The organism is Peribacillus aracenensis (assembly GCF_025175645.1).
Taxonomy (GTDB): Bacteria; Bacillota; Bacilli; order Bacillales; family DSM-1321; genus Peribacillus; species Peribacillus aracenensis.
This window is the reverse complement of record NZ_JANZMJ010000008.1, coordinates 139,828-166,234: the sequence shown is the minus strand read 5'-3', so window position 1 is coordinate 166,234 and position 26,407 is coordinate 139,828. Positions and strand designations below refer to the sequence as shown.

Genomic DNA, 26,407 nt, shown 5'->3' with positions numbered 1-26,407 from the left:
AACTTAATGATGTACAAATATTCTATATATTAGCTCTTATCAAGAGAGGTGGAGGGATGTGCCCGATGAAACCCGGCAACCGACAAGGAGATTTCCTTGGAAAGGTGCCAATTCACACAAAGTTTAATTACTTTGGAAGATGAGAGAAAGGCCTGTTTCTTCACCTGCCTTTCTGCTCATGCAGAAAGGTTTTTTCAGTTTTAATGGGGAAAACATGTGCATGATATGAGAAACAGACTAATAATGTAAAGAAATCAACTAAGTTCATAGGTTTTATTGGATAAAAGAGGTGAGGATTAATGATTACATTGACGAAAGTCAGTAAGCTGTTCCGAACAGGAAAAGGAAACAGTGAGACGATCAAGGCTGTAAATAATGTGAATGTTGAAATAAATAAAGGCGAGATTTTCGGTATCATCGGTTACAGTGGAGCGGGGAAAAGTACTTTGATCAGAATGCTCAATGGATTGGAAACTCCTACAGAGGGATCCGTTGTGGTGGCTGAGAAGGAGATTTCAAAAATTAAAGGGGCTCAGCTCCGTAAGGCCCGTCAAGAAATCAGCATGATTTTCCAACATTTCAATCTATTATGGTCAAGGACCGTTCAGGATAATATTTCTTTCCCATTGGAAATTGCTGGTGTTTCTAAAGCGGAACGGACCAAGCGTGTGAACGAATTGATCAAGTTAGTCGGACTGGAAGGCAGGGAAAAGGCCTATCCTTCACAATTAAGCGGAGGGCAAAAGCAAAGGGTGGGCATAGCGAGGGCTCTGGCAAATGACCCTAAAGTGCTGCTGTGTGATGAAGCGACATCTGCCTTGGATCCACAGACTACCGACTCCATACTCGAATTGCTTGTTGACATCAATCAGCGCCTAGGATTGACGATCGTCTTGATAACACATGAAATGCATGTAATACGTAAAATCTGTCATCGCGTCGCCGTGATGGAAAACGGGCAAGTTGTTGAACAGGGTCCTGTCCTGGATGTTTTCAAGAATCCTAAAGAACAAATGACAAAGCGTTTCGTGCAGCAGGTAACTGAACCAGAAGAAACGAAAGAAACGATGGACCATTTGCTCGAACGTTATCCTGCAGGCAAAGTGATTCAATTGACCTTTGTAGGTGATCATGCAGAAAGCCCGTTGATCACCAAGCTTGTACGTAACTTCGAGTTGGATGTCAATATCGTTCAAGGTAAGATATCCCAAACAAGAAGCGGTTCATATGGAACATTGTTTATCCATCTTGATGGCACTGAGGATGAAATGCTCCGCGCAATCGAATTCATTAAAGCACAGCAGGTAGGCGTGGAGGTGATTACTCATGCTTGAAGAATTATTGCCGAATGTTGATTGGGAAGACATTATTGAAGCAACGAAAGAAACGCTTTACATGACAAGCGTCTCTGTAGTGGCAACCTTTTTTATAGGCATAATATTAGGATTGATCCTGTTCCTGACAGGGAAGGGTAATATGTGGGAAAACCGGGTAGTCAACGGGGTCATGAGTGCAGTCGTTAATATATTCCGTTCCATTCCCTTTCTTATTTTGATCGTGCTGCTCATTCCTTTCACTAAAGCACTTGTCGGATCCATGATCGGAGAGAACGCTGCACTGCCGGCACTTATTATCGGTTCCGCCCCATTTTATGCGCGTATGGTTGAAATCGGCCTTCGTGAAATCGATAAAGGTGTAATTGAAGCCGCTAAATCCATGGGGGCAAAAACGAGCACGATCATTTGGAAGGTCCTTCTTCCAGAGTCGATGCCTGCCCTTATTTCCGGGATTACGGTAACATCGATTGCATTGGTTGGATATACCGCAATGGCCGGGGTCATCGGCGCAGGCGGACTTGGTAATCTAGCCTTTTTGGACGGCTATCAAAGAAATCATAATGACGTTACGCTTGTGGCGACTATCGTTATTCTAATTATCGTCTTCATAATTCAAATTATTGGAGATGTGATTACATCTAAATTGGATAAAAGATAAAGGGAGATGAATAGGATGAAAAAGTTTTTAGGCTTTGCATTAATTTTAGTGTTATCTATCGCTTTAGCTGCTTGTGGAAGTGAAAAGGATAAAAGCGGCAGCGATACGGAAAAAGAATCGAAGAAATTGGTTGTAGGGGCATCCAATGTTCCGCATGCTGAAATCCTTGAAGAAGCTAAGCCGCTTCTTAAAGAAAAAGGAATCGATTTGGAAATCGAAACATTCCAGGACTATGTTTTACCGAATAAGGCGTTGAATGATAAGGAATTGGATGCCAACTATTTTCAACACATACCTTTCTTAGAGTCGGCAATTAAAGAGAATGGATATGATTTCGTCAATGCGGGCGGGATTCACATCGAGCCTATCGGTTTATATTCACAAAAATATAAAAGCATCGATAAACTTCCTGATGGAGCAACGATCATTTTAAGCAGCTCTGTCGCTGACCATGGGCGTGCTTTATCACTGTTGGAAAAGAATGGCCTCATCAAGTTGAAAGAGGGCGTCGATAAAACGACAGCTACAACGAAAGACATCATTGAAAATAAGAAAAACCTTAAATTCGACGCTGAATATGAAGCGGCATTACTTCCAAAAATCTATGAAAGCGGCGAAGGCGATGCAGTTTTGATCAATTCTAACTATGCAATCGACGCTGGCTTGGACCCATTGAAAGATTCAATTGCGATTGAAGATTCCGAATCACCTTATGTGAATGTCATCGCTGTAAACAAAGGCGATGAAAATAAAGAAGAGATCAAAGCGCTTGTAGAAGTGTTGCATTCTAAAAAAATTCAAGATTTCATCCTTAAGGAATACAAAGGTGCGGTTGTACCGGCGGATAAATAATTCAAGAATGGCGGCCTGATTTAATTCAGGCCGTTTTTTTATGTTTAATAATGAAAGTGAAGGGTATAGAGGTAATGAAGGCATTAAAATGATACACAAATTTGAAAGGATGGTTCACTATCAATACTCTGGATTTAAATGTAACAAGCGAAATGGAAAAGGCGATGCAGTCTTCACATGGGATTGGCTACAGTGAGTACAGTAGAAACTTAGACCTCCGTATCGAGGTTGAGAAAGAACGGGATAGGGAACATGTAAAGTGCAATAAAATGGTCCAGAACCTACAACGCAAAATTCACGGATAAGCATATAAAAGAGTTCTTTAAAAGATCGGTCTGTAGAGGTAAAATGGAAAGTGGTCCATAAATAAGGGTTGCCTTATTGGATAAACTTACATAGTGCCTGACAGTCCGATTTTTTCTTTTTAAAGCGGAACGTTCATACCTTGCAATCGAATTCTTTGAGCATATATTAATAAGGATGAAGATTTGCTGAATAATAAGATAATTTTAACAAAAACTAAAATAAGTATAGATATGCAGTAAACAGGCCATATCTGTTAGTATTGTAAGAATAGGACGGGTTTTAAACATGGCGGAAGTGAAAACCCCTATCTATTTAGTTGATTCCAAATTGGATTTGTTATAAAATTGGAATGAGAATAAAGTGAGAATGCTTTTACGTAAAATTACAGTATAGAAAGTAATCCTTACTTTCTGGTAATAAAATTGGAATTAGTTCACGGAGGTATTATTATGTCAGCTTCTACATTAACGGTTAAAGATCTTCACGTATCAATTGAAGGCAAAGAGATTTTAAAAGGGGTAAACCTTGAAGTCAAAGGTGGAGAAATCCATGCGATCATGGGACCAAATGGAACTGGTAAATCCACTTTATCATCAGCGATCATGGGTCACCCTAAATATGAAGTGACTAGCGGAAGCATCACATTCGATGGCGAAGATGTATTGGAAATGGAAGTAGACGAGCGCGCTCGTGTCGGCCTATTCCTAGCTATGCAATATCCAAGTGAAATCAGCGGTGTTACAAATGCTGACTTCTTGCGTTCTTCCATTAATGCACGCCGTGAAGAAGGCGATGAGATTTCATTGATGAAATTCATCCGTCAAATGGACCAAAAAATGGAGTTCCTTGAAATGGATGAAGATATGGCGCAACGCTATTTGAATGAAGGATTCTCAGGCGGAGAGAAAAAACGTAACGAGATTCTTCAATTAATGATGATCCAACCTAAAATTGCAATCTTGGATGAAATTGATTCAGGTCTAGATATCGATGCACTTAAAGTCGTTTCAAAAGGAATCAACGAAATGCGCGGAGAAGACTTTGGATGCTTGATCATCACTCACTACCAACGTCTATTAAATTACATCACTCCTGATTTTGTACATGTTATGATGCAAGGACGTGTCGTTAAATCAGGCGGTCCTGAACTTGCTGCCCGCTTGGAAGCGGAAGGTTATGACTGGATTAAACAAGAATTGGGCATTGAAGACGAAACTGTTGGCGAAGAAGCGTAAGTAGGAGGATTTGCAATGACTACAGAAACGAAATTACCGTTTGAACAAGAGGATATAAGCTCCTATTCAACTAAAAATAATGATCCAGCTTGGTTATCCGAGCTTCGGATTCAAGCGTTTTCTGAATTAGAAAAGCTCCCGATGCCAAAGCCGGATAAAACGAAAATCGATAAATGGAATTTTACTTCTTTCCAGACTCATACAGTTGAAAGTGAAGCTTTTGCTTCTTTAGAGGAGCTTCCGGAAGAAATTAAATCCATCGTTGAAGAAAATGAAAACTTATACATTCAACGCAATAATACGCCGGCACATATCAATCTGTCAGCAAATGTGAAAGAACAAGGCGTCATTTTCACGGATATTTTAACAGCGGCTCGCGACCATGCTGAGCTCGTGCAAAAATATTTCATGAAAGACGGCGTTAAGATAGATGAACATCGTTTAACGGCGCTTCATGCTGCATTAGTTAATGGGGGAGCATTCCTTTATGTTCCGAAAAATGTAGAAATCAAAGAGCCGATCCAGTCGGTATTCCTATTGGATAATCCAGATGCTACACTTTTCAACCATGTCTTGATCGTAGCGGAAGATAATAGCTCTGTCACATATGTAGAGAACTACTTCTCAAGCGTTGAGTCTAACGAAGGGGTTGCCAACATCGTAACGGAGGTATTTGCAAATGCGAATGCCAAAGTGGAGTACGGAGCGGTCGATACCCTTTCTAAAGGCTTCACGACGTACGTTAACCGCCGTGGGGTGGCAGGACGTGACGCTCGTATTGAGTGGGCACTTGGCATGATGAACGATGGAAATACGATATCGGATAATACAACATATCTAATGGGCGATGGCTCTCACGGTGATACTAAATCCGTTGTAGTCGGACGCGGGGAACAAAAACAGAACTTTACGACAGCGATCATTCATTATGGCAAACGCTCTGAGGGCTATATCCTTAAGCACGGTGTCATGAAAGACGCTGCATCCTCCATTTTTAATGGAATTGGGAAAATAGAGCATGGCGCTACAAAGTCAAATGCCGAACAAGAATCACGCGTATTGATGTTAAGTGAAAAAGCACGCGGAGATGCCAATCCAATCCTCTTGATTGATGAAGATGATGTAACGGCTGGCCATGCTGCTTCCGTCGGTCGTGTCGACCCGCTTCAACTGTATTATTTAATGAGCCGTGGTATTACTAAGAAAGAAGCAGAAAGACTTGTCATTCACGGATTCTTGGCCCCTGTTGTTAACCAGCTTCCAATTGAGGGAGTTAAAAAACAATTAGTAGCGGTCATTGAAAGGAAAGTACAGTAATGAACCCATACGAAATTCGTAAGCTTTTTCCGATATTAGATCAAGAAGTCAATGGTCAGCCATTAGTTTATTTAGATAGTGCTGCAACCTCTCAAAAACCGGCTGCAGTGATTGAAGCGATTGAGCAATATTACCGCGGATACAACTCGAATGTTCACCGCGGGGTGCATACACTTGGAACAAAAGCTACGGATGCGTATGAAGGTGCACGTGAAAAGGTACGTAAATTCATTAATGCTTCTTCTACAGAAGAAATCATCTTTACAAGAGGCACAACGACTTCTTTAAATACTGTAGCAAGAAGTTACGGTGGTGCAAATATTAAAGAGGGTGACGAAATCGTCATCTCCTACATGGAGCATCACAGTAATATCATTCCGTGGCAGCAGCTTGCCAAAGAAAAAGGCGCTGTACTGAAGTATATTCCGCTTCAAGAGGATTGCACGATTTCCCTTGATGATGTTAGGGCAACGATTACAGACGCAACGAAAATCGTTTCCATCATGCAGGTTTCGAATGTACTTGGTGTCATCAATCCTGTGAAGGAAATCGCGAAAATTGCCCATGAACACGGTGCTGTAATGGTAGTCGACGGGGCGCAAAGCACGCCGCACCTAAAAGTCGATGTCCGTGATCTGGATTGTGATTTCTTTGCCTTCTCAGGTCATAAAATGGTCGGTCCAACAGGTATCGGCGTATTATATGGCAAAAAAGAACTTCTGGAAAAAATGGAGCCGATTGAATTCGGCGGAGAGATGATTGATTTTGTAGGTTTACAAGAGTCTACATGGAAAGAACTCCCGTGGAAATTCGAAGGCGGTACCCCGATCATTGCCGGCGCCATCGGCCTTGGTGCTGCAATTGATTTCTTGGAAGAAATCGGCTTGGATAATATTGAACGGCATGAACATAAGCTTGCCGCTTATGCAATGGAAAAAATGTCAGCAGTCGAAGGGCTGACCATATTCGGTCCTAAAGATGCAGAAAAGCGTGCGGGTGTAATAACCTTTAATATTAATGACGTACATCCACATGATGTCGCTACCGTTCTTGATGCAGATGGAATTGCTGTCCGCGCCGGTCATCATTGCGCACAGCCATTAATGAAATGGTTGGACGTATCATCGACGGCAAGAGCAAGTTTCTATCTATATAACACGGAAGAAGATATTGATAAGCTCGTATCCGGGCTTGTTAAAACGAAGGAGTATTTCAGTAATGTCTTTTGATAACCTAGATACACTTTACCGACAAGTCATTATGGATCACTATAAGAAACCACGTAATAAGGGCATGCTAGAGGATGGCAGCATGACTATCGATATGAATAATCCAACTTGCGGCGATCGGATTCGTTTAACGATGAAGATTGAAGATGGCAAGGTCAGCGATGTTAAATTCGATGGTGATGGTTGTTCGATATCCATGAGTTCGGCTTCCATGATGACTCAAGCCATCAAAGGCAAAGACGTTGATACTGCCCTAGCGATATCCGAGACTTTTTCCTTAATGATCCAGGGAAAAGAATACGACGATGAGATGGACCTTGGGGATATTGAAGCCCTTCAAGGTGTCTCTAAATTCCCAGCCCGAATCAAGTGTGCGACCTTAGCTTGGAAAGCCATGGAAAAGGGATTGAAGGAATAATTAAATTAAAATGAGCTGTTGTCATTCAGCCATTTGAAATGGAGGAATACGAGCTATGGCAAAGAAAATGCCTGAAATCGGCGATTATAAATATGGCTTTGCGGATAAAGATGTTTCCATCTTCCGTTCAAAGCGTGGTCTGACAAAAGAAATCGTGGAAGAAATTTCTCGAATGAAGGATGAACCGCAATGGATGCTTGATTTCCGTTTGAAATCATTGGAGCATTTTTACAACATGCCAATGCCTCAATGGGGCGGCGACATGCAGAGCCTGAATTTTGATGAAATCACATACTATGTTAAGCCATCAGAGAAATCAGAGAAATCTTGGGATGAAGTTCCTGATGAAATCAAACAGACTTTTGATAAATTGGGAATTCCTGAAGCCGAACAAAAATATCTTGCCGGCGTATCTGCTCAATACGAATCAGAAGTGGTTTACCATAGCATGAAAGAAGAATTGGAAGAAATGGGTATCGTCTTTAAAGATACGGACTCAGCACTTCGTGAAAATGAAGATATCTTCCGTGAGCACTTTGGAAAAACAATCCCGCCTACTGACAATAAATTCTCTGCATTGAACTCAGCAGTTTGGTCAGGCGGATCTTTCATCTATGTACCAAAAGGCGTAAAAGTGGATACTCCGCTTCAAGCTTATTTCCGGATTAACTCTGAAAACATGGGGCAATTCGAGCGTACGCTCATCATTGTTGATGAAGGCGCATCCGTTCACTATGTCGAAGGTTGTACAGCACCTGTTTATACGACTAACTCCCTTCATAGTGCGGTTGTTGAAATCGTCATCAAGAAAGATGCCTACTGCCGTTACACGACGATTCAAAACTGGGCAAACAACGTGTTTAACCTGGTTACGAAACGTGCGGTTTGTGATGCCAACGCAACAATGGAATGGGTCGATGGTAACATCGGGTCCAAATTGACAATGAAATATCCTGCTGTCATCTTAAAAGGTGAAGGCGCTCGCGGTATGACATTATCGATTGCCATTGCCGGCAAAGGCCAACACCAAGATGCTGGAGCAAAAATGATTCACCTGGCTCCTAATACATCTTCAACGATTGTATCAAAATCAATTTCTAAACAGGGCGGTAAAGTAACATACCGTGGTATCGTTCATTTCGGACGTAAAGCGGATGGAGCTCGTTCCAACATTGAATGTGATACATTAATCATGGATAATCAGTCTACATCTGATACGATCCCTTATAATGAAATCTTGAATGACAACATTTCCCTTGAACACGAAGCGAAGGTTTCCAAAGTATCTGAAGAACAATTGTTCTACTTGATGAGCCGCGGAATTTCTGAGCAAGAAGCAACGGAAATGATCGTAATGGGCTTCATCGAACCATTTACAAAAGAACTTCCAATGGAATATGCGGTTGAAATGAACCGTCTGATCAAGTTCGAAATGGAAGGATCCATCGGTTAATAACCGACTGGCCTGCCTGTAAGGCGATTCAGGATAACCATTCATACAAAAAGCCTGCCGGGTCTGTCTGGCAGGCTTTTTGTTTTTGATATTCACGTCCTTATACCAAAGATTAGATATGGCTCAATAAGGGTAAAAAATAATAAAAGAAGAAGACTTCAGTAATTGGGGCCTGTCCCAAAGGAGTGATGATGCAGATGATTTATGTTGGTGTGACCGGTTGGGGTGATCATGATAGTTTGTATCATGGCGGTGTGTCCCAGCGTGATAAACTCAAAGAGTACGGTGCTCATTTTCCCGTTGTGGAGGTGGATGCCTCATTCTATGCAGTCCAGCCAAAGAGGAACAGTGAAAAGTGGGTATCCGAGACGCCTGCATCATTCCAGTTTGTCGTTAAAGCCTATCAAGGGATGACAGGACATCAGCGTGGGGAAATCCCATTTGAAAGCAAGAAGGAAATGTTCAAGGCATTTTGCGACTCTCTGGAAGCTTATCAGAAGTCCGGTAAGCTCGCGATGGTCTTATTTCAGTTTCCGCCATGGTTTGATTGTAAACGGGAAAATGTGAATTACCTGCGATGGTGCAAAGCTGAAATGGGCAATATTCCAGTTGCCATTGAATTTCGGAATCAAAGCTGGTACAGGCCCAATGTATTTCAGCAGACTTTGGACTTTATCGAAAAGGAAGGCTGGATCCATACTGTATGCGATGAGCCGCAGGCTGGAGAGGGGTCCATCCCTGTCGTTCTGCATGCCGCCGATAAAGATAAAACCCTGATACGCTTTCATGGCCGTAACCTGCATGGTTGGCAAAGGCCTTCTTCAGGTGATAACTGGCGTGAGGTCAGATACTTATATAGATATAATCACCAGGAATTGATAGACTGGGTGGAGAAAATCAGGAAATTGGAAAAAGAATCCAAGGTGATATATGTCCTATTCAACAATAACTCAGGCGGAGACGCTGCTGATAATGCCAAACAAATGATTGAGTTGCTTGGTATAGAATATGAAGGACTGGCTCCTAAGCAGCTTGGTTTGTTTTAAGGGGCATTATATAATTAATAAAGAGATGATGTGACAAGCTAGAGAGGTAATAACCTCACAAACAGGTAAAGGCGGATTTCTTCATGGTATGGTTAGTATTAGTTGGGATTGGATTATTAGCGGGAGCAATAGGCGCTCTTGTCGGTCTGGGCGGCGGCATTATCATTGTGCCTTCTCTTTTATATTTAGGTACATCTACGAATATTATCGATGAGCTGACTCCTCAGGTCGCCGTAGGTATTTCAACAGTCATCATGATTTTTACCGGCCTTTCTTCTACTTTATCTTATTTAAAACATAAAGTGGTGGATTATAAGGCCGGCTTAATCTTTTTTATTGGCAGTGCTCCTGGTGGAATAATAGGGGCCAATGTGAATAAAAATCTTAACGCCGAAGCTTTTTCGTTGTACTTTGGAATTTTCATGGTTTTCATGGCTATTGTGTTATTAGTGAAAAATCGTTTGAAGCCAATGCTTTTCAAGCCTGGAAAAGGGAAAATTGTAAAGACGTATAAAACTGAAAATGGACATTCATTTTCCTATGGTTACCACCCCCTGTTGGCTATATTGATTTCTTTTGTCGTGGGATTCTGCTCTGGGTTATTTGGAATTGGCGGTGGGGCCTTAATGGTTCCCGTCATGATGCTTCTATTCTTCTTCCCTCCGCATATGGCTGTAGCGACTTCGATGTTCATGGTATTTCTATCTTCCATCACTAATTCGATTACGCATATTTCCCTTGGAAATGTAAATTGGCCATATGCTTTTGCCCTGATTCCTGGTGCTTGGTTCGGTGCTAAATTGGGCGCATTCATCAATACGCGCCTAAAGAGTGGGTCGCTGGAAAATATGTTGAAAATAGTGCTGATAATCATTGGTTTACGTCTTATATATCAAGGTATTACAGGATAAACGAGGAGGAGAAATGATGTCAGAAATCATCCATTTGTATCACACCAATGATCTCCATAGTCATTTTGAGAATTGGCCTCGTATTGATAAGTTTCTTAAGGAAAGAAGACAACTTCATCAAGAAACGGGAGAAGAAGCGATCATACTGGATATAGGCGATCATGTGGACCGTTGGCATCCATATACAGAAGGTACGTTGGGTAAAGGAAATATTGAACTGCTAAATGAAGCGGGCTACCAATATGTGACCATCGGCAATAATGAAGGAATCACTTTACCTCATGAGGCGTTAGACTCCTTGTATGATCATGCAAAGTTCAAGGTCTTGGCAGCCAATATATATTACGGTGATTATGAAAGGCCGGAATGGGCGCTGCCATATTGGATACATACGACGGTAAAAGGCACAAAAGTTGCCATGATAGGTTTGACGGCCTTTTTTCAAAAGTTTTATTCTGCGATGGGCTGGGAAATAACAGACCCATTCGTGGAGTTAAAGGCACAGCTCGAAAAGGTCAAAAAAGAGGCGGATGTAATCATCATCCTTTCCCACCTGGGCATCCATGACGATGAGAGGATGGCAGAGGATTTTCCGGAGATCGACATCATACTTGGCGCGCATACCCACCACATCCTCCACCAAGGTAAATTGATCAATGATACACTCCTTTGCGGTGCAGGGAAATATGGCTTCTATGTTGGACAGGTGGAAATGACCGTCAATCAGGAAAGGAAAGTTAGCCATAAGAGCGCCATTCTTTATGATACCAATGACTTTTTGGAATTGGAGAATGAACGGTCATGGATTGAAGAGATATACCAGGCCGGAGGGGAAACGCTAAAACAGGTTGCAGTGGATTTACCCGAAGCACTGGATAATGAATGGTTCAAAGGAAGTCCTTTGACTGAACTCCTTGGGGATGCCCTAAGGGAGTGGACTCAGGCGGATTGTTCCTTTTTGAATGCCGGTCTTCTGCTCGAAGGGCTGCCAAAGGGACCTGTCACAAAAGGGGATATTCACAGAATCTGTCCACACCCCATCAATCCTTGCGTCGTTGAAGTTAATGGGAATGAATTAAAAGAAATCTTGATGCAATCGAGAAATGAGGAGTGGCCTCATGTACAGGTGAAAGGTTTCGGTTTCCGCGGAAAAATCATGGGAGTCATGCATTATGATCAAATTGAATTTAACGAAATGGAGAATGGAATCGTAAAAGGAATACTTATAAAAGGGGAGAAACTGCAGACGGATAAGTCCTATAAACTGGCAATACCTGATATGTTCACGTTTGGGCACTTCTTCCCAAGTATCCAGCGTTCCAATCGCAAGGAATACTTACTACCGGAATTCTTACGGGATATCCTTTTGTGGAAGCTGGAAAAAATATACGCAAACACCAAACTCTAAATCACGGTTTCGCCCTTTTTTTCATAAAGTATGGGGAAGAGAGGGGCGAAACCATTTGATTAACATGATACCAATCATTCTTGATAATCATACATTCCTTGCCATTTCTGTCCGACTTCCCAAAACGAATTTACTTGCTATCACGTCCGAAAAAGGGTATATAATGTGCGGTGCGTTAGATGTTGGACTGCTGAATGATAAATTGAGAGATCGTAAAATCCTTGCAGGAAGGGCCACAGGAGTTAAATCGTTTGAAGAACTATTGGAAGCGCCGCTTGAATCAGTTACCTGGGAGGCTGTGGAAAAGGGCATTCATCCAGGAATGATTGGTAGAGAGGCATTAATCAAAATGATTTGAAAAGGGGGGCTTTCTTATTTTTGAAGGGGGCCTTATTTTTTTATCTAAGAAAATGCTGATAATATTTTTCAATAAATGCGTTCAAACAGATTCATTTATCAAAATATTTTCCGATAATCCTTATAAAGGAAAGAAACGGTTTGATTTACAAATATTGAATGGGGAAATGGAGTACAAGTATGAGGCTAGCTATTACAAAGTCCCTAAGCCCTGGAGCGAGGCTCGGTAAAAACATCTATAATGAGCGGGGCCATATCCTATTGTGCGAGGGTCTTACATTAACGCAGAAAATGATCAATCGACTGGTGTCCCTAAATATTCCCTTTGTTTACATTCAAGATTCCAGGACGGATGACATTATTCCCAGGCCTCCAGTGTCAGGTAAACTACGAAAAGAAGCCATTAATACGATTGAAACCACTTTCCTGGACATGAAGAACAAAATGAACCTTGCTGGGTCATTCACGATAGAGCAGGCTAACGTCAAGTTCACTCAAATAGTCCGGAACATCATGGGCGAGCTGAAAAGGAATAAGGAGTTAATGACTTTATTGGCCGACGTTTATACATACGATGATTATATCTTTACTCATTCCTTCAATGTGACCTTATATACCCTGGCGATCGGGATGGAATTGAAAATCAATGATAAGAATCTCGAAATTCTTGGGCTGGGAGCGATTTTACATGATGTCGGCAAAATGCTCGTGCCTTTGGAAATCCTCCATAAACCCGGTAAGCTGACGGAAGAGGAGTTTGAACAAATCCAAAAACATGCCGATTATGGTTTCCATCTAATTAAGAATGTTCATGCCGTGTCCCTTTTAGTTGCGAATTGTGCCTATCAGCACCATGAACGGTTAGATGGATCAGGGTATCCCCGTGGGATAAAAGGAGATAAAATCCATTATTTCTGCAAGATCATTGCCGTTGCCGATGTGTTTGATGCCGTGACTTCCAACCGGGCTTACCGTAAGGCCATGCTGCCGCATCAAGGATTGGAAGTCCTTTATGCCGGAGTCGGGAAAAAGTTCGATAATACGGTCATCGAGGCTTTCCGCCGGGCGGTTGCCATTTACCCTAATGGTCTATCCGTTGAATTGAATGATGGGAGGAAAGGGGTAGTATCCGCTCAGAACGAGGGGATAGGAGACCGCCCCATGATAAGGATTCTTGAAGAAGATGGGGAGCAAATCAAAGAGCCGTATGAAGTGGACTTGAATAAAAACCTGCATTTGCTTATCATGAAATGTCTTAATATACAAGAACCAGCCTAACCTCAAGGATAAGCTGGTTTTTTCATTCCTTGTTTTCCTTCATGATGGGAGGTGCCACCGAACCGTTTCCGTTACTAAAATAACTTGGAACATCGCCTTCGATCAGCAGGCTTCCGACTGTCACTTCCTGACTCACCTTGGTCTCCTTTGTGAATGAGGGGATGACGATTTGAATATTGACATCGAAATCCACAATCAATTCATAATAAACATTATTGATGCCTGCGTTTGTCAGTTTTGTCCTCAAATCCGATTCAACATTCCCGATGACCGACATTTTCACTGGGATTTCAGGGCCGTAATTGGAAAGGAGGTTATTCCCGGTTACGACACCAAAGGGTATATAATAGACCACACTTTTATATTGTTCATCATTTATTTTGGCTGAACCTGTTTTAAAAGGGTTTCCCTGTTTGATGCCAAGTTTTTCTTGAATATCATTCGTAATGTTAGCCCGCAATTCACTGTATATGACCGGATTGAAGCTATAGGAAGAGCTGGAGTCCTTACCGCCCTTGGTGCTGGTGATGATTTTGTTCATATCAACCTTCGCTATATTCTCATCGACAGATTCATGAATCGTTTCCGTTGCAATCCGTTTGATTTCATATTCGGCTACACTCATGATCACGGGTTCGATTGATTTGTCCACGTACCAAAGGGTCATGATGCTTGATATGATAAACAGGATAAATGAATAGAGAAATACTTTTCGGGTGGGAAGAGGCCCCTTTTTTCGGAATTTCTTCGTTCGAAATCTTTTTCGGAACACGCTTTAGCCCCCTTTACTAATAACTATGCATCAAGTTTGGGGGTTTATGTTCGAATCAAAAAAAAGCAGCGTAAAATTCACGCCGCTCACTTTTGTTTTTTAGCCAGATCCTTCCTTTCCCATAATCTTAAATAGGGGTAAGGGTCAAAGCTCCATTCTGTAATTCCGTTGTCTTTGTACATTCCGTAATGAAGATGTGGAGGGAATTTTCCGGAAGTTCCTGGAGGGCCGTAACCTGTACTGCCTACACCTCCGATGACTTGTCCTGGCTCGACGATTTGTCCGACTTTCAACCCCTTTTCAAAGCCGCTTAAATGGGCAAAGTAATGATAGGTATTATTTAAGTCCCGTATCCCAATCCGCCAACCGCCGAATTTATTCCAGCCTTTCATTTCAATGATCCCATAGCTCGTGGAACGAACGGGAAGGCTATAATCCGCAAAAATATCAGTGCCCTCATGGATTCTCCTTCCGCCCCATCCACGAGCGCTTCCCCATGTATTTAAGTACGTATAATGAGTGCGTACTGGAACCGGGAAGGCTTTTTCATGTAGATCCAACCGGCCATATTTTTTATAGATCTCGGCATTGCCGATAATGATGCTGACGGCTTTATCTCGTTTATAATAATCCCACAAGCCGATCCGGATATTATCTTCATCAGCACCATAAGATTGGAGATGCCTCGAAAACGCATACAATCGATCTGTATCATTCGTGATATCAGCTTTGCCATCACCATTACCATCGTGGCCCAACCCATCAAAAAATGTGATCGTGAGCGGGTTCACGTCGTTTAAATCAGGATTGAGGGCCCCGCTCCACTTTGAAGGCTCGATGTGGATGCCAATTAAACCCTTTGCCGGCTCTAAATCCCTTCGTGCAGCCCTGAGGCTGTGCTCATATTGATCAGCCCCAGCAAGGTAATACCACGGGATTTGAAGGGTGGCCTCCATATTTTTATATAGCTCGATCCTCCCGGCATATACATCTGGGGCATCGGCAGCATCAGCCACTTGGCCTGGTGCATTCAAAATAAACAAACATGTTATGGTAATAAGGAATAATTTTTTCAACGGGGCAGGCTCCTTTCATGACATTTTCCGTATTTAAAAGACATCAGTCCATCCATCTTTTATAGTTTTGCTGATTTAGCTATAAACATGAAAAATAAATAATGGGAAACCAACTATAACTTGTATAAATGCTTTTTTATTGTTAAAGTAGGGTGTGTTAATTTCTATAGAATGGAGTGGCATTTTCATGTCTTCTACAAATAAAGAAATTCTTCGTAAACCAGATTGGTTGAAAATAAAGCTTAATACTAACGAAAATTACCTCGGTTTAAAAAATATGATGCGCGAGAAAAATCTTCATACCGTCTGTGAAGAGGCAAAATGTCCGAATATTCACGAATGCTGGGCAGTGAGAAGGACAGCTACTTTCATGATCTTAGGTGAGATTTGTACAAGGGCTTGCCGCTTTTGTGCTGTTACAACCGGACGTCCAAATGAATTGGACTGGGCTGAACCGGAGCGTGTTGCCGATTCCGTTGTTTTGATGAATTTAAAGCATGTCGTCATTACAGCTGTTGCCCGTGATGATTTAAAGGATGGAGGCGCTGAAGTTTTCGCTGAAACCGTCCGTGCCATCCGACGGAAAAATCCTTTTACGTCAATTGAAGTATTACCGTCCGATATGGGCGGGGTGTTTGAAAATATCAAGACTTTGATGGATGCTAAACCAGATATCCTGAACCATAATATAGAGACTGTCAGAAGTTTATCCGACCGTGTACGGGCTCAGGCTAAATACGAACGTTCATTGGAGCTTTTAAGAAGAGCCAAGGAACTGTATCCGGAAATTCCGACAAAGTCCAGTTTAATGGTAGGTTTGGGTGAAACGCGGGAGGAAATCCTCGAGACCATGGATGACTTAAGGGCTAATAATGTGGATATCATGACGATCGGCCAGTATTTGCAGCCGACTAAAAAGCATTTAAAGGTGCTGAAATACTACACGCCTGAGGAATTTGCGGAGCTGAAGGAACGTGCATTGGAAAAAGGCTTCAGCCATTGTGAGTCCGGTCCGCTTGTCCGTTCATCCTACCATGCGGATGAACAGGTTAATGCTGCGGCAAAACATAAGCAAAACAAAGGTGAAGAATTATTGAAATAGAGTAAAATAAAGGACCGAAAAAATTCGGTCCTTTTTTATTAACGGTTATCCATTTTTTGATGGATGTTATCGTGATGATCTCTTTTATCGTTAACCATTTCCCCGTTTTCATTTTCTTCGTCACTCATTTTGTAACCTTGAGGCGACTTCAGCATTCGTTTGATGGTTTGTTCGATCGTATAGTCAATCCCTTTGCTGCCGGATTTCAAAGTAGAGAAGTTCTCGACATCTTGGGCAAGGGCTTGATAATCATCACTGACGTAAACATGATAATAGCGAGGCACGACGGACATGGCAGTGCGTTTAACTTGGTCTGCGGTTTCCGTCCGATCCTTGGCATTGGTATCATATACGACAAGCACTTCCTCATCAGTAACAAGGGTAGCGGCATCATTGACATTCGGAATCTGAACACTCAGTTTAGAAATGACATCAGATAGTTGTTCACGGTCAATGGAAGCAGCTTTGTTGGAAATGTTACGGCCATCAATGGTTGCACTATTTGTGCGGGTAAAACCGAAATCATCACTTTTATTGTCATTATTACGATAATCCTCGTCATAATATTGAGTTGGATTATTTACGTTTGTTGGGTTACCGGCATGGTTTTTTGCACCAAGCCCCTGATCTTTTGCTTTATCAGCACATCCGGTCAGTGCAATAATCGAACTTAAACCTATCGTTATTATTGTTTTCTTCATCAATAACACCCCCGTAACTTTAGGATGAACATATTTCTCTATTTTTCGCTTAGTAATTGATGGGGAATCAGTTATAATTTAAAGAAGGAATGTATATATGAGAGGTGAAAACAATGATTAACATCAATAACATGACCTATGAAATAATTGAGAATGAAAGGGAAGGCTATAACGAAGAAGCGTTTAAGGCCAGATACAGTGAGATTTTAACGAAGTATGATTATATAGTAGGGGATTGGGGTTATGGGCAATTGAGACTGCGTGGATTTTTTGACGATAATAATCAGAAAGCGACCTTTGATACGAAAATAAGCACGCTTAGTGAATATTTATATGAATACTGCAATTTTGGCTGTCCTTATTTCGTCGTAAAGAAAATAAAGAAATAAAAAGGCCAGAATTCTCTCTGGCCTTTTCGTGTTAAGAGCTGCCATATCCTTTATATGGAGGCTGTTCATCTTTTTCTGAATCATCATGTGTCGGATGAGCACCAGGATATTTTCGAGGTAAATTTTCGTGCAACGATTTATTTTCATAATTAAAGGCACTTTGATATCGTTGCCCTTCCTGCCAAGGGGTGTTTTTATTCTGAACTGGTGCATCTTTTGCTATGGCTGATCCAAAAGGCCCTTCGGGAAATTCTTCAGGAATTAAATAATCCCTCTGTTTTTCGACATTGGAAAAATCGTGGTATTCTTCTTTGTCCAAGATAATCCCCCCTCATGTAATCGATCTTACATTCAGTAGGTTTCCCGTTTAAGATAAAAAACTTCAGCTCTCAGACGATTTCCATTAAAAAGTGACGCAGCTCTTCGGCCTCCGCTTCTGATAACTGAAAGGCATGCTCAAGATAGCCTTCCTCTTCTAAATCATCAGGCCCAATAATCGCGAAACGATTACTCTGCATATTTAAAACGAGCTTCTTTCCATAAAAACGATCGGTGGTCGTAATGGCCAGATCGAATCTTGATTCCTCTCCCATGAAGCTTATGAACCGGGTTTTTGAATCAACGACGTCATTGTATAAATAAAAACGATCTTCCATAGTATCAATCCCTTCTTATCTTCACATTTGTAGTTCCATCATAACAAAGTGACTTCAATTGGGGAACAAACATTTTCGGGGCTTCTGCCTGAGAACCGCGTCGCTCCTCATGAGCCTTAGGAACCTCCGGCAATCATAAGCGTTCATCGATTAAATGAAAATGGTAAGAATATAAATGGGATCGTGAATTGTTTTTCTTGGAGTTGATCTTGGGAAATGCACCCATAGAAAAGGCAATGTGTAACACACCCGCTTCTGTTAGTTATTGGATGGTACAATGGTTGTGGTTGAAGGAATTGAGAGTAAGGGAGAAGCTATGGTATTATCAAGGAATAAGGTTGGTTCGGCACAGGGGTTTATTATGCCGCTATTTCAACCAATGATTCCCTATATCATCTTAGATCAGAAAGGATCTGGAAAAAAATGTACTTTGTAGACCGCCAAAAGATTGAACAAATATTAGGTTTTCTTGAAAAGCAGCTTGGACTTTTTGAAGGGCATGATAATTGGGATGGAGATCTTTCGGAACTTATCGCTGAAAGGCTCATACAAACTTCCATCGATTCCGTATTGGACGTAGGAAATGCGGTAATTGATGGTTTTATTATGCGTGATCCAGGAAGTTATGAAGATATTATCGATATCCTTCAAGATGAAAAAGTCATTTCTGAAGAAAAAGCGATACAATTCAAAAAGGTGTTGCCGCTAAGGAAAATGCTGGTTCAAGACTTCATTGAAGTGAATCACGAAGAACTGCATGCCGTATTTTCGGAAAATATCAGGGCATTCAAGCAATTCCCGGATTTGGTGAGGAACTATTTAACAAATGAATTGGGACCTGTATCAGCTTTTAAAAACTAGCAGCGTTAGGAAGGCGAATTCAAATGAAGTCGTATAAAGGATATTTAATTGACTTGGATGGCACCATGTATCGCGGGACTGAACAAATTGCGGAAGCCGCAGGGTTTATTAATGACCTAAGGAAAAGGGATATCCCTTATTTATTCGTCACAAATAATTCATCCCGGACTCCGGCACAGGTGGCTGATAAATTGAGAAGCATCGGCATATCGACGGAAGATGACCAGGTTTTCACGACAAGCATGGCCACTGCCAATTACATAGCTGAACAAAATAAAGATGCATCGGTTTATGTGGTAGGTGAAGAAGGCATCATCGAGGCTCTTAAGGAAAAAGGAATGAAGCTTGTGGAAGAGCATCCAGACTTTCTGGTAATGGGCATCGACCGCGGCGTCAATTATGAAAAATTATCAAAAGCCTGTCTTGCTGTAAGAGATGGCGCTGTTTTCATTTCGACCAATGGTGATATTGCCATTCCTACAGAGCAAGGCCTTTTACCGGGGAATGGTGCCTTGACCTCAGTAGTTTCCGTTTCGACCCAGGTACAACCGATTTTCATCGGAAAACCTGAATCCGTCATAGTCGAGCAAGCTCTAAGAGTACTAGGGGTACCTAAAGAAGAGACAATCATGGTTGGAGATAACTATGATACGGATATCCTTGCCGGGATCAATGCAGGGATCGATACACTGCTTGTACATACTGGCGTAACGACAAAAGAACGCTTAAAGCAATATAAGAAGCAGCCGACGCATGTGGTGGACACCCTCGACTTATGGCGCTTCGAATGAAAAAAACCAGGCCTGCGAATGCAGCCCTGGTTTTTTTGTCGTGAATATCATAAGTTTACTATTCCCCATTTTCGGTTCTATGGGCAAGCCGGCTTGAAGCGGCAGCTGCAATTGCCCCAACGATATCATCTAAAAAGGTGTTCACCTTACCCGTGCTTTTATCGTTTAAATATTTTAAGATACCCGGCTTTTGTTTATCGATGAAACCATAATTGGTAAAGCCGATGGATCCATAAACATTCACAATTGAAAATGCCAATATTTCATCGACCCCATATAGGCCTTCATCTATTTCAATGATGCTCTGTAATGGCTCCTCGAGCAGTTTTTTCTCAGCTAGAATATCCAACTGAATGCCGGTAAGGATGGCATTTTGGACTTCGCGTTTTGAAAGGACCCGTTCGACGTTGTGAAGGCAATCGGACATTTGGAGATTTTCATGGTAGCCTGATTGTAAATACATGACAAGCTCAGCGATATCCTCCAATTTCACTCCTCGGTCAATTAGCCATTTTCGAGCCGTTTTTTCAGACATTGATTGTTCGATATTAGCCATGTCATCACCCATTTCTCTATATTTTAAAGGGAAGTTTCTAATGCAGATAGTTTGATTTGATTAAACGTTTTGATTGGAATTTCTAATAAGGTTTCGATAATCATTCAGAAAACGGGTTATTCCACATATATATAAGAGTATGATGTCCAATATTTCTATTATATCCATTTGATGAAGGGGGCCATTCCATGATAGAAGAAATCATTTTTAATAATTATGGGATACAGGTGGAGCTTGAAGAAACCAATGTCAGGTTTCCAAGCTTCCGTTCAGGAAATATGGTGTACAGTATCGTTCCCATTGAAAATATGGAGCAGGAGGAATTAGTGGAACGTTATAAAATGTCTCAACATCTGATTTCACAAGGTGATCGTCACGTATCCGCCTTTGTCCTTGCCAATCATGGAAGCTATGTTTCGGAAGCGGATGAACAATTATTCGTCCTTCTTGCCAATCAGGCATTGGAAGGTCCGAGAAATTTCAACCCAGGAAGGCGTCTGGCAAGATTCCATCAGCGTGGGAGAACGATTAATGATACGATTCGTACATGTTCAAGGATCGGTAAATGGAAAGAACTCTGGGAACAAAGGATCGATCAGTTAGAAAAGATTTGGCGGGATAAGCTCATCGCCCATCCTGATAACCAGTTTGAAAAATTATTTATAGAAACCTTTCCCTATTATATGGTCCTAGGTGAAAATGCGATTCAATATTTAGTCGACACGGAAATCGATGATACCCCGCAAATTGTCGATAGTGGAACGGTATGTTATGAACGTTTTTTACATGATACGTGGAAAAGCAATAAGTGGATGAAAAATCCGTTCGATTGGGTATTTGACCACGGAACCAGGGATGTCGCGGAATGGGTGAGGGAACATTATTTTCAAAATGTGCACACCCATCAGCGGGGAATTGGCCATTTCTTTCACGAATATCAGTCCATAGAACCGTTCTCCAGCTTTTCGGCCCGGTTATTATATTCGAGGATGCTATTTCCCATTCATTATTTTGAAACGGTGGAAGAGTATTTTTCAAAAACGACGGAATCAAGGTCGAACCAATTGGAGGATAAAATATATTCGATCACGAAATCCTCCCAACAATATGAGTCTTTCCTCAAACATTTTTATGAATTGGCAGAGATCCCTGCCAAGCAATATGATTTGCCTAAAATTGACTGGATTTAGATAAAAACGGGAAAGAAATATGATTCATTCTTATTTACTATGTTATGATGATAACAAGATTTTTTAGAATAATTAGATATTGATCACTACGGAAGGATGGGACCATGAAAAGATTGATGATGGCCGCCTTTATAGCCCTTTTAATCATCCAAACAGCAAATCTTGCGAAAGCTGAAACGAAAACGGGCTGCGAAGCAACTCAATTCAAGATTGTCACGAAGTCTGATGCGGATGTGAAGCAAAAGGCGTCGGCTGCAAGTAAAACGTTAAAAACTTATAAGAAAAATAAAGAATTATCGGCAAGCGGAAGAACCGGTAGCTGGTATAAGGTCTGTCACTCAAATAGGACCGCATATATCAATATGGCAGATGCAAAAGAGGTTTTCAGTTCCGGTGAAAAAGCCATTTTGAAGAAATTCGATGGGAGAAAAGGCGTTAACCAAATTGTATCTGTGACAGGTAAAGCGATGAGTGATACGAAGGTCACGATCCAAACTTATGAGAAGAAACAAGGGGAATGGCGCCGGGCATTGAAGAAGATGGAGGGCGTCATTGGGAAAAATGGCTTCACGAAGAGCAAAAAAGAAGGGGATGGGAAATCCCCGGTCGGGATTTATTCATTTGGTACAGCCTTTGGAAGCGAAACGAAGCCGGCAGGAGTGAAAATGAGTTATAAGAAAACGACTAAATATGACTACTGGGTTGATGATCAGACATCCACGGATTATAACAAGTGGAAAACCTATAAAGGAAATCCTACAGTTAAATGGAAGTCTTTCGAAAGGATGAATCATGAACTCTATAAGTATGGGGCTGTCATCAATTATAATACGAATCCCATCGTAAAAGGAAAAGGAAGTGCAATCTTCCTTCATATATGGAGAGGGAGTACAAAACCGACGGCTGGATGTACAGCCACGGCAGAAAAGAATGTCGTCAGTATACTGAAATGGATGGATCCCGTTCAAAAGCCACATATTGTAATGGGCACTAATGATTCATTGAAGAGCGTTAAGTAATAATCATCAAAATGGTTTCCCATAAAAAATTTAGCTTTACCCGTCCTTACTCGTTCAAGGGATGGACGAAAAAAGTTCGTGCATCCATCTTTTCTAACTATTGATAATTATATGAATTAAACTTATAATGTCTACTATACAAATACAAACGTCTTCTTCAGGCAAACAGTTTTTAAGGGGGAATAGAAATATGAAAGCCATCTCGATCGGTTTATTGGGGTTAGGTACAGTTGGATCAGGAGTCGTACAAATCATTGAAAGCCATCAGGACAAGCTCATGCACCAAGTGGGCTGTTCCATATCGATTAAGAAGATACTAGTCAAAGATACGACGAAGGAGAGGCTTATCGAGATCGATAAAGGTATATTAACAGACAATCCTGAGGATATCCTTTCGAATCCCGAGATTGATGTTGTAATAGAAGTGATGGGTGGAATCGAAGAAACACGCGGTTATCTGATAGAGGCAATAAAGAATAAAAAGCATATCGTTACGGCCAATAAAGACCTAATGGCTTTATATGGACCGGAATTGCTGGAATTGGCCACCGAGAATCAATGTGATTTGTTCTATGAAGCAAGTGTTGCAGGGGGAATCCCGATTTTACGCGGACTTGTTGATGGATTATCTTCTGACCGCATCACGAAAATGATGGGAATCGTCAATGGAACGACAAACTTCATTTTAACGAAAATGAGCAAGGAAGGCAGAGCTTATGATGACGTATTGAAGGAAGCTCAGGAGCTGGGATTTGCTGAAGCTGATCCGACAGCCGATGTAGGCGGTTTGGATGCGGCCCGTAAAATGGCGATCCTTTCCACACTTGGGTTCTCCATGAACATTGGCTTGAATGATGTTGAGGTACAGGGCATTACCGAGATATCCGAAGAGGATTTGAGATATAGCAAGAAGCTTGGTTATACAATGAAATTGATCGGTGTCGCTTCCAGGGCAGGGGATCGGGTCGAAGTAAGTGTCCAGCCTGCACTGCTTCCTGAAGCACATCCGCTAGCATCGGTAAATAATGAGTATAATGCTGTATACGTTTATGGGGAAGCCGTAGGGGAAACGATGTTTTACGGACCGGGGGCTGGCAGTCTTCCTACTGCGACTGCAGTCGTTTCGGATATGGTGACGGTCATTAAGAATATGAGGCTGGGCGTAAATGGCCGCAGTGCCGTTTCACCTCAGTACCCGAAACAATTGAAAGATGGTACTGAGATTTTCGCTAAATTCTTCATTCGATTACATGTTCAAGATGAAGTCGGCGTTTTAGCCAAAATCACGAATTTATTTGCCGAGCATGGGGTAGGATTCGATAAAATCCTTCAATTGCCCCTGGATGAAAAGGAATCTTCCGAAATCGTATTGGTTACGCATACTGCCACAAAAGCTGCATTTGAGCAAATAATACAGAAATTAAATGATTACAATATGGTAAGAGAAGTGAAAAGCACATACAGAGTTGAAGGAGAGGACATCAAATGAGCTGGCAAGGACTTATAAGCACGTATAAAGATTTTTTACCCGTTAATGAAAACACACCTGCACTAACCCTTTTGGAGGGTAATACTCCTTTAATCAGACTGAATCGATTATCCGAAGAGTGGGGAATCGATTTACACGTAAAGTATGAAGGGGCAAATCCAACTGGATCATTTAAAGACCGCGGAATGGTCATGGCTGTCGCCAAGGCGATAGAAGAGGGCAGCGACACGATCATCTGTGCTTCCACCGGGAATACATCTGCGGCTGCAGCAGCTTATGCGGCCCGTGCCAACCTGCGCTGTATCGTTGTCATCCCGGAAGGTAAAATAGCCATGGGCAAGCTTGCCCAAGCCGTTATGTATGGAGCGGAAATCATCTCGATCGAAGGGAACTTCGACCAAGCTTTAAAAATCGTTCGTTCACTTAGTGAGAGCTCACCGATAACTCTTGTGAATTCGGTCAACCCATACCGGATTGAAGGGCAGAAGACAGCGGCATTCGAAATTTGTGATGCTCTCGGCTCGGCACCGGATATTTTGGCGCTTCCTGTCGGGAATGCAGGTAATATAACTGCTTACTGGAAAGGCTTTAAAGAATATAACGAATCGAAACAAACGGGCCTTCCTGAAATGAGAGGGTTCGAAGCTGAAGGTGCGGCTGCAATTGTCCGGGATAGCATCATTGAAAATCCAGAAACGATTGCAACAGCCATCCGGATTGGAAATCCTGCAAGTTGGAACTTTGCTGTGGAAGCAGCAAATGAATCCAAAGGCAAAATCGATGAGGTGACAGACGAAGAAATTCTTGAAGCCTACCATTTCCTTGCTAAAAAAGAAGGGGTTTTTGCAGAGCCGGCATCTTGTGCTTCCATTGCAGGTATCTATAAACAACTAAAAAACGGTGAAGTCAAAAAAGGAAGTAAGATTGTTGCTGTATTGACTGGAAATGGATTGAAGGATCCGAATGTGGCAGTCGATACAAGTACGATTCAGCCGACATTGCTGCCAATGGACGAAGAAGTCATTTTAGAACATCTGCAGGGTGTGAAGCAGGCATGAGTGCAGAATCGGAGATGTTCTTGATCCGTGTACCAGCAAGTACGGCCAACTTAGGCCCAGGATTCGATTCCATCGGCTTGGCGTTAGGACTTTACCTGGAAATACACGGATCTTCATCAGATCATTGGGAAGTCGTTCCGCTTTCAGAGGAAATGTCTGTTTTTCCAAAAGATGATCGTAATTATATCGTCCAGATTGCCAAGGAAACGGCGGCTTACTATGGAAAAGAACTATCCCCATGCCGGCTTTTCGTCTCTAGCGAAATTCCGCTGGCGCGGGGTCTTGGAAGCAGTGCCTCTGCCATTGTGGCCGGGATTGAATTGGCGAACATCGTTGGTGAACTGCATTTATCCGATGATGAGAAGAATAGGCATGCTTCCCTCTTTGAAGGGCATCCGGACAATGCGGGGGCATCTGTGTATGGTGGATTGGTCGTGGGTCTTCATACGGATGAAAGAACGGATGTCGTGTCGTTTCCAATCGAGGGAGTTAAGGTGATTGCTGTCATTCCCAATTTTGAATTGCTTACTGAGGATTCAAGAAATGTCCTTCCGAATTCGCTTTCCTATAAAGATGCAATAAGTGGAAGTGCAGCCGCAAATGTTTTGCTGGCGGGTGTTCTATCAAAAGATTGGAAGCTTGTTGGTGAAATGATGCAAAGTGATCGTTTCCATCAACCATATAGAGCGGAGTTAGTCCCTCATTTAGGGCTTATAGAAGAGGTTGTCCTTAATGAAGGCGGATTTGGTGCAGCATTAAGCGGAGCGGGACCAACTGTTTTATGCTTGGCATCGGCAGAAAAAAGTGAAGGTTTGCTCACTGGATTGAAGGAAAGGTTTCCGGAATTTCTTGTGAAAGAATTGGAAATCGATAATGATGGCAGTTATACGGCAATCCTTTCAGAACAGGAAAAAAGGGAATTGAAATTTTTGAAATCGTAAG

The 26,407-nt window shown here is 41.9% G+C and carries 28 protein-coding genes and 1 riboswitch; of the genes, 22 read left to right on the top strand and 6 right to left on the bottom strand.

Annotated elements, in window-relative coordinates; genetic code table 11:
• Nucleotides 1-33: 33 nt before the first annotated feature.
• Nucleotides 34-146, top strand: a riboswitch (SAM riboswitch).
• Between the two features lie 153 nt (nt 147-299).
• The 13 genes from N0M92_RS11015 (at nt 300) to N0M92_RS10955 (ending at nt 13,805) form a co-directional block, all read left to right on the top strand.
• Entirely contained in the window at nt 300-1,334 is a 1,035-nt protein-coding gene (locus N0M92_RS11015; RefSeq protein ID WP_260285735.1) for a methionine ABC transporter ATP-binding protein, read from the top strand.
• The gene (locus N0M92_RS11010; protein WP_260285733.1) at nt 1,327-1,995 is read left to right on the top strand and encodes a methionine ABC transporter permease; all 669 of its coding nucleotides are present in this window, start codon (nt 1,327-1,329) and stop codon (nt 1,993-1,995) included. The genes N0M92_RS11015 and N0M92_RS11010 overlap by 8 nt, the downstream gene beginning before the upstream one ends.
• Before the next feature lie 15 nt (nt 1,996-2,010).
• Nucleotides 2,011-2,847 carry a MetQ/NlpA family ABC transporter substrate-binding protein gene (locus tag N0M92_RS11005; protein ID WP_260285732.1) on the top strand — a complete coding sequence of 279 codons (837 nt, stop codon included), beginning with the start codon at nt 2,011-2,013 and terminating at the stop codon, nt 2,845-2,847.
• Between the two features lie 755 nt (nt 2,848-3,602).
• The gene (gene sufC, locus N0M92_RS11000; RefSeq protein ID WP_034310141.1) at nt 3,603-4,388 is read left to right on the top strand and encodes a Fe-S cluster assembly ATPase SufC; all 786 of its coding nucleotides are present in this window, start codon (nt 3,603-3,605) and stop codon (nt 4,386-4,388) included.
• A 15-nt stretch (nt 4,389-4,403) separates the two neighbouring features.
• Complete coding sequence (gene sufD, locus N0M92_RS10995) at nt 4,404-5,705, top strand: Fe-S cluster assembly protein SufD (protein WP_260285731.1); 1,302 nt, start codon at nt 4,404-4,406, stop codon at nt 5,703-5,705.
• A complete protein-coding gene (locus N0M92_RS10990) occupies nt 5,705-6,934 on the top strand; it encodes a cysteine desulfurase (RefSeq protein ID WP_141992867.1) in 1,230 nt (409 codons plus the stop codon). The genes sufD and N0M92_RS10990 overlap by 1 nt, the downstream gene beginning before the upstream one ends.
• Nucleotides 6,924-7,352 (top strand): Fe-S cluster assembly sulfur transfer protein SufU, encoded by a 429-nt coding sequence (gene sufU / locus N0M92_RS10985; RefSeq protein ID WP_076368171.1) that lies wholly within the window; start codon nt 6,924-6,926, stop codon nt 7,350-7,352. The genes N0M92_RS10990 and sufU overlap by 11 nt, the downstream gene beginning before the upstream one ends.
• Nucleotides 7,353-7,407: 55 nt before the next feature.
• Nucleotides 7,408-8,805, top strand: a complete 1,398-nt coding sequence (sufB, locus tag N0M92_RS10980) for a Fe-S cluster assembly protein SufB (RefSeq protein WP_260285730.1) — start codon at nt 7,408-7,410, stop codon at nt 8,803-8,805.
• A 197-nt stretch (nt 8,806-9,002) separates the two neighbouring features.
• Nucleotides 9,003-9,851 carry a DUF72 domain-containing protein gene (locus N0M92_RS10975; RefSeq protein WP_260285729.1) on the top strand — a complete coding sequence of 283 codons (849 nt, stop codon included), beginning with the start codon at nt 9,003-9,005 and terminating at the stop codon, nt 9,849-9,851.
• 83 nt (nt 9,852-9,934) lie between these two features.
• Complete coding sequence (locus N0M92_RS10970; RefSeq protein WP_260285728.1) at nt 9,935-10,762, top strand: sulfite exporter TauE/SafE family protein; 828 nt, start codon at nt 9,935-9,937, stop codon at nt 10,760-10,762.
• Nucleotides 10,763-10,778: 16 nt separating this feature from the next.
• The gene (locus N0M92_RS10965; RefSeq protein ID WP_260285727.1) at nt 10,779-12,170 is read left to right on the top strand and encodes a bifunctional metallophosphatase/5'-nucleotidase; all 1,392 of its coding nucleotides are present in this window, start codon (nt 10,779-10,781) and stop codon (nt 12,168-12,170) included.
• Between the two features lie 55 nt (nt 12,171-12,225).
• A complete protein-coding gene (locus N0M92_RS10960; protein WP_260285726.1) occupies nt 12,226-12,528 on the top strand; it encodes a YunC family protein in 303 nt (100 codons plus the stop codon).
• 179 nt (nt 12,529-12,707) lie between these two features.
• The gene (locus N0M92_RS10955) at nt 12,708-13,805 is read left to right on the top strand and encodes an HD-GYP domain-containing protein (RefSeq protein ID WP_260285725.1); all 1,098 of its coding nucleotides are present in this window, start codon (nt 12,708-12,710) and stop codon (nt 13,803-13,805) included.
• A gap of 22 nt (nt 13,806-13,827) precedes the next feature.
• Here the strand turns inward: N0M92_RS10955 and yunB are convergent, their stop codons facing one another.
• Both yunB and N0M92_RS10945 read right to left on the bottom strand, forming a co-directional pair.
• Nucleotides 13,828-14,577, bottom strand: a complete 750-nt coding sequence (yunB, locus tag N0M92_RS10950; protein ID WP_260285724.1) for a sporulation protein YunB — start codon at nt 14,575-14,577, stop codon at nt 13,828-13,830.
• Between the two features lie 86 nt (nt 14,578-14,663).
• A complete protein-coding gene (locus tag N0M92_RS10945) occupies nt 14,664-15,653 on the bottom strand; it encodes a M23 family metallopeptidase (protein WP_397443839.1) in 990 nt (329 codons plus the stop codon).
• Nucleotides 15,654-15,840: 187 nt separating this feature from the next.
• Between N0M92_RS10945 and lipA the strand changes: the two genes are divergently transcribed.
• Complete coding sequence (lipA, locus tag N0M92_RS10940) at nt 15,841-16,755, top strand: lipoyl synthase (protein ID WP_063234033.1); 915 nt, start codon at nt 15,841-15,843, stop codon at nt 16,753-16,755.
• 38 nt (nt 16,756-16,793) lie between these two features.
• Here lipA and N0M92_RS10935 read toward each other — a convergent pair whose 3' ends face one another.
• Nucleotides 16,794-17,456, bottom strand: coding sequence for a YhcN/YlaJ family sporulation lipoprotein (locus tag N0M92_RS10935; protein ID WP_260285723.1), 663 nt, complete (start codon nt 17,454-17,456; stop codon nt 16,794-16,796).
• A gap of 113 nt (nt 17,457-17,569) precedes the next feature.
• On the opposite strand from N0M92_RS10935, the gene N0M92_RS10930 reads away from it, so the two are divergent.
• Nucleotides 17,570-17,845 (top strand): YutD family protein, encoded by a 276-nt coding sequence (locus N0M92_RS10930; RefSeq protein WP_076368161.1) that lies wholly within the window; start codon nt 17,570-17,572, stop codon nt 17,843-17,845.
• A 31-nt stretch (nt 17,846-17,876) separates the two neighbouring features.
• On the opposite strand, the gene N0M92_RS10925 is transcribed toward N0M92_RS10930, so the two are convergent.
• Together N0M92_RS10925 and N0M92_RS10920 are read right to left on the bottom strand one after the other, a co-directional pair.
• Nucleotides 17,877-18,164 carry a cytosolic protein gene (locus N0M92_RS10925; RefSeq protein WP_387705441.1) on the bottom strand — a complete coding sequence of 96 codons (288 nt, stop codon included), beginning with the start codon at nt 18,162-18,164 and terminating at the stop codon, nt 17,877-17,879.
• Between the two features lie 70 nt (nt 18,165-18,234).
• Entirely contained in the window at nt 18,235-18,501 is a 267-nt protein-coding gene (locus N0M92_RS10920; RefSeq protein WP_098371475.1) for a DUF3055 domain-containing protein, read from the bottom strand.
• 423 nt (nt 18,502-18,924) lie between these two features.
• Here N0M92_RS10920 and N0M92_RS10915 point away from each other — a divergent pair, with 423 nt between their 5' ends.
• The gene (locus N0M92_RS10915) at nt 18,925-19,362 is read left to right on the top strand and encodes a DUF86 domain-containing protein (protein ID WP_260285722.1); all 438 of its coding nucleotides are present in this window, start codon (nt 18,925-18,927) and stop codon (nt 19,360-19,362) included.
• A 23-nt stretch (nt 19,363-19,385) separates the two neighbouring features.
• On the top strand, nt 19,386-20,153 hold the full coding sequence (locus N0M92_RS10910; RefSeq protein ID WP_260285721.1) for a TIGR01457 family HAD-type hydrolase: 768 nt from the start codon (nt 19,386-19,388) through the stop codon (nt 20,151-20,153).
• A gap of 58 nt (nt 20,154-20,211) precedes the next feature.
• On the opposite strand, the gene N0M92_RS10905 is transcribed toward N0M92_RS10910, so the two are convergent.
• Nucleotides 20,212-20,709, bottom strand: coding sequence for a phosphatidylglycerophosphatase A family protein (locus N0M92_RS10905; protein WP_260285720.1), 498 nt, complete (start codon nt 20,707-20,709; stop codon nt 20,212-20,214).
• A 188-nt stretch (nt 20,710-20,897) separates the two neighbouring features.
• Here N0M92_RS10905 and yutH point away from each other — a divergent pair, with 188 nt between their 5' ends.
• The 5 genes from yutH to thrB all read left to right on the top strand — a co-directional run bounded on the left by yutH (nt 20,898) and on the right by thrB (nt 26,406).
• A complete protein-coding gene (yutH, locus tag N0M92_RS10900; protein ID WP_260285719.1) occupies nt 20,898-21,899 on the top strand; it encodes a spore coat putative kinase YutH in 1,002 nt (333 codons plus the stop codon).
• 104 nt (nt 21,900-22,003) lie between these two features.
• Nucleotides 22,004-22,918: a L,D-transpeptidase family protein gene (locus N0M92_RS10895; protein ID WP_260285718.1), complete on the top strand. Its 915-nt coding sequence runs from the start codon at nt 22,004-22,006 to the stop codon at nt 22,916-22,918.
• A 190-nt stretch (nt 22,919-23,108) separates the two neighbouring features.
• The gene (locus N0M92_RS10890) at nt 23,109-24,407 is read left to right on the top strand and encodes a homoserine dehydrogenase (RefSeq protein ID WP_192206941.1); all 1,299 of its coding nucleotides are present in this window, start codon (nt 23,109-23,111) and stop codon (nt 24,405-24,407) included.
• Nucleotides 24,404-25,465, top strand: coding sequence for a threonine synthase (gene thrC, locus N0M92_RS10885; RefSeq protein ID WP_260285717.1), 1,062 nt, complete (start codon nt 24,404-24,406; stop codon nt 25,463-25,465). The genes N0M92_RS10890 and thrC overlap by 4 nt, the downstream gene beginning before the upstream one ends.
• Nucleotides 25,462-26,406, top strand: a complete 945-nt coding sequence (thrB, locus tag N0M92_RS10880) for a homoserine kinase (RefSeq protein WP_260285716.1) — start codon at nt 25,462-25,464, stop codon at nt 26,404-26,406. Before thrC ends, thrB begins: the two co-directional genes overlap by 4 nt.
• Nucleotide 26,407 lies beyond the last annotated feature (1 nt).

Excerpts from the sequence above, each read along its gene's own strand:
- N0M92_RS10975 (WP_260285729.1), top strand. The coding sequence starts at position 9,003 with ATGATTTATGTTGGTGTGACCGGTTGGGGTGATCATGATAGTTTGTAT.
- thrC (WP_260285717.1), top strand. The coding sequence starts at position 24,404 with ATGAGCTGGCAAGGACTTATAAGCACGTATAAAGATTTTTTACCCGTT.
- N0M92_RS10990 (WP_141992867.1), top strand. The coding sequence starts at position 5,705 with ATGAACCCATACGAAATTCGTAAGCTTTTTCCGATATTAGATCAAGAA.
- N0M92_RS10895 (WP_260285718.1), top strand. The coding sequence starts at position 22,004 with ATGAAAAGATTGATGATGGCCGCCTTTATAGCCCTTTTAATCATCCAA.
- sufC (WP_034310141.1), top strand. The coding sequence starts at position 3,603 with ATGTCAGCTTCTACATTAACGGTTAAAGATCTTCACGTATCAATTGAA.
- N0M92_RS10935 (WP_260285723.1), bottom strand. The coding sequence starts at position 17,456 with ATGAAGAAAACAATAATAACGATAGGTTTAAGTTCGATTATTGCACTG.
- N0M92_RS11015 (WP_260285735.1), top strand. The coding sequence starts at position 300 with ATGATTACATTGACGAAAGTCAGTAAGCTGTTCCGAACAGGAAAAGGA.
- N0M92_RS10955 (WP_260285725.1), top strand. The coding sequence starts at position 12,708 with ATGAGGCTAGCTATTACAAAGTCCCTAAGCCCTGGAGCGAGGCTCGGT.
- N0M92_RS10905 (WP_260285720.1), bottom strand. The coding sequence starts at position 20,709 with ATGGCTAATATCGAACAATCAATGTCTGAAAAAACGGCTCGAAAATGG.
- lipA (WP_063234033.1), top strand. The coding sequence starts at position 15,841 with ATGTCTTCTACAAATAAAGAAATTCTTCGTAAACCAGATTGGTTGAAA.
- N0M92_RS10970 (WP_260285728.1), top strand. The coding sequence starts at position 9,935 with ATGGTATGGTTAGTATTAGTTGGGATTGGATTATTAGCGGGAGCAATA.
- N0M92_RS11010 (WP_260285733.1), top strand. The coding sequence starts at position 1,327 with ATGCTTGAAGAATTATTGCCGAATGTTGATTGGGAAGACATTATTGAA.
- N0M92_RS10920 (WP_098371475.1), bottom strand. The coding sequence starts at position 18,501 with ATGGAAGATCGTTTTTATTTATACAATGACGTCGTTGATTCAAAAACC.
- N0M92_RS10910 (WP_260285721.1), top strand. The coding sequence starts at position 19,386 with ATGAAGTCGTATAAAGGATATTTAATTGACTTGGATGGCACCATGTAT.
- N0M92_RS11005 (WP_260285732.1), top strand. The coding sequence starts at position 2,011 with ATGAAAAAGTTTTTAGGCTTTGCATTAATTTTAGTGTTATCTATCGCT.
- N0M92_RS10965 (WP_260285727.1), top strand. The coding sequence starts at position 10,779 with ATGTCAGAAATCATCCATTTGTATCACACCAATGATCTCCATAGTCAT.
- N0M92_RS10915 (WP_260285722.1), top strand. The coding sequence starts at position 18,925 with ATGTACTTTGTAGACCGCCAAAAGATTGAACAAATATTAGGTTTTCTT.
- sufB (WP_260285730.1), top strand. The coding sequence starts at position 7,408 with ATGGCAAAGAAAATGCCTGAAATCGGCGATTATAAATATGGCTTTGCG.
- N0M92_RS10930 (WP_076368161.1), top strand. The coding sequence starts at position 17,570 with ATGATTAACATCAATAACATGACCTATGAAATAATTGAGAATGAAAGG.
- sufD (WP_260285731.1), top strand. The coding sequence starts at position 4,404 with ATGACTACAGAAACGAAATTACCGTTTGAACAAGAGGATATAAGCTCC.
- thrB (WP_260285716.1), top strand. The coding sequence starts at position 25,462 with ATGAGTGCAGAATCGGAGATGTTCTTGATCCGTGTACCAGCAAGTACG.
- sufU (WP_076368171.1), top strand. The coding sequence starts at position 6,924 with ATGTCTTTTGATAACCTAGATACACTTTACCGACAAGTCATTATGGAT.
- N0M92_RS10890 (WP_192206941.1), top strand. The coding sequence starts at position 23,109 with ATGAAAGCCATCTCGATCGGTTTATTGGGGTTAGGTACAGTTGGATCA.
- yutH (WP_260285719.1), top strand. The coding sequence starts at position 20,898 with ATGATAGAAGAAATCATTTTTAATAATTATGGGATACAGGTGGAGCTT.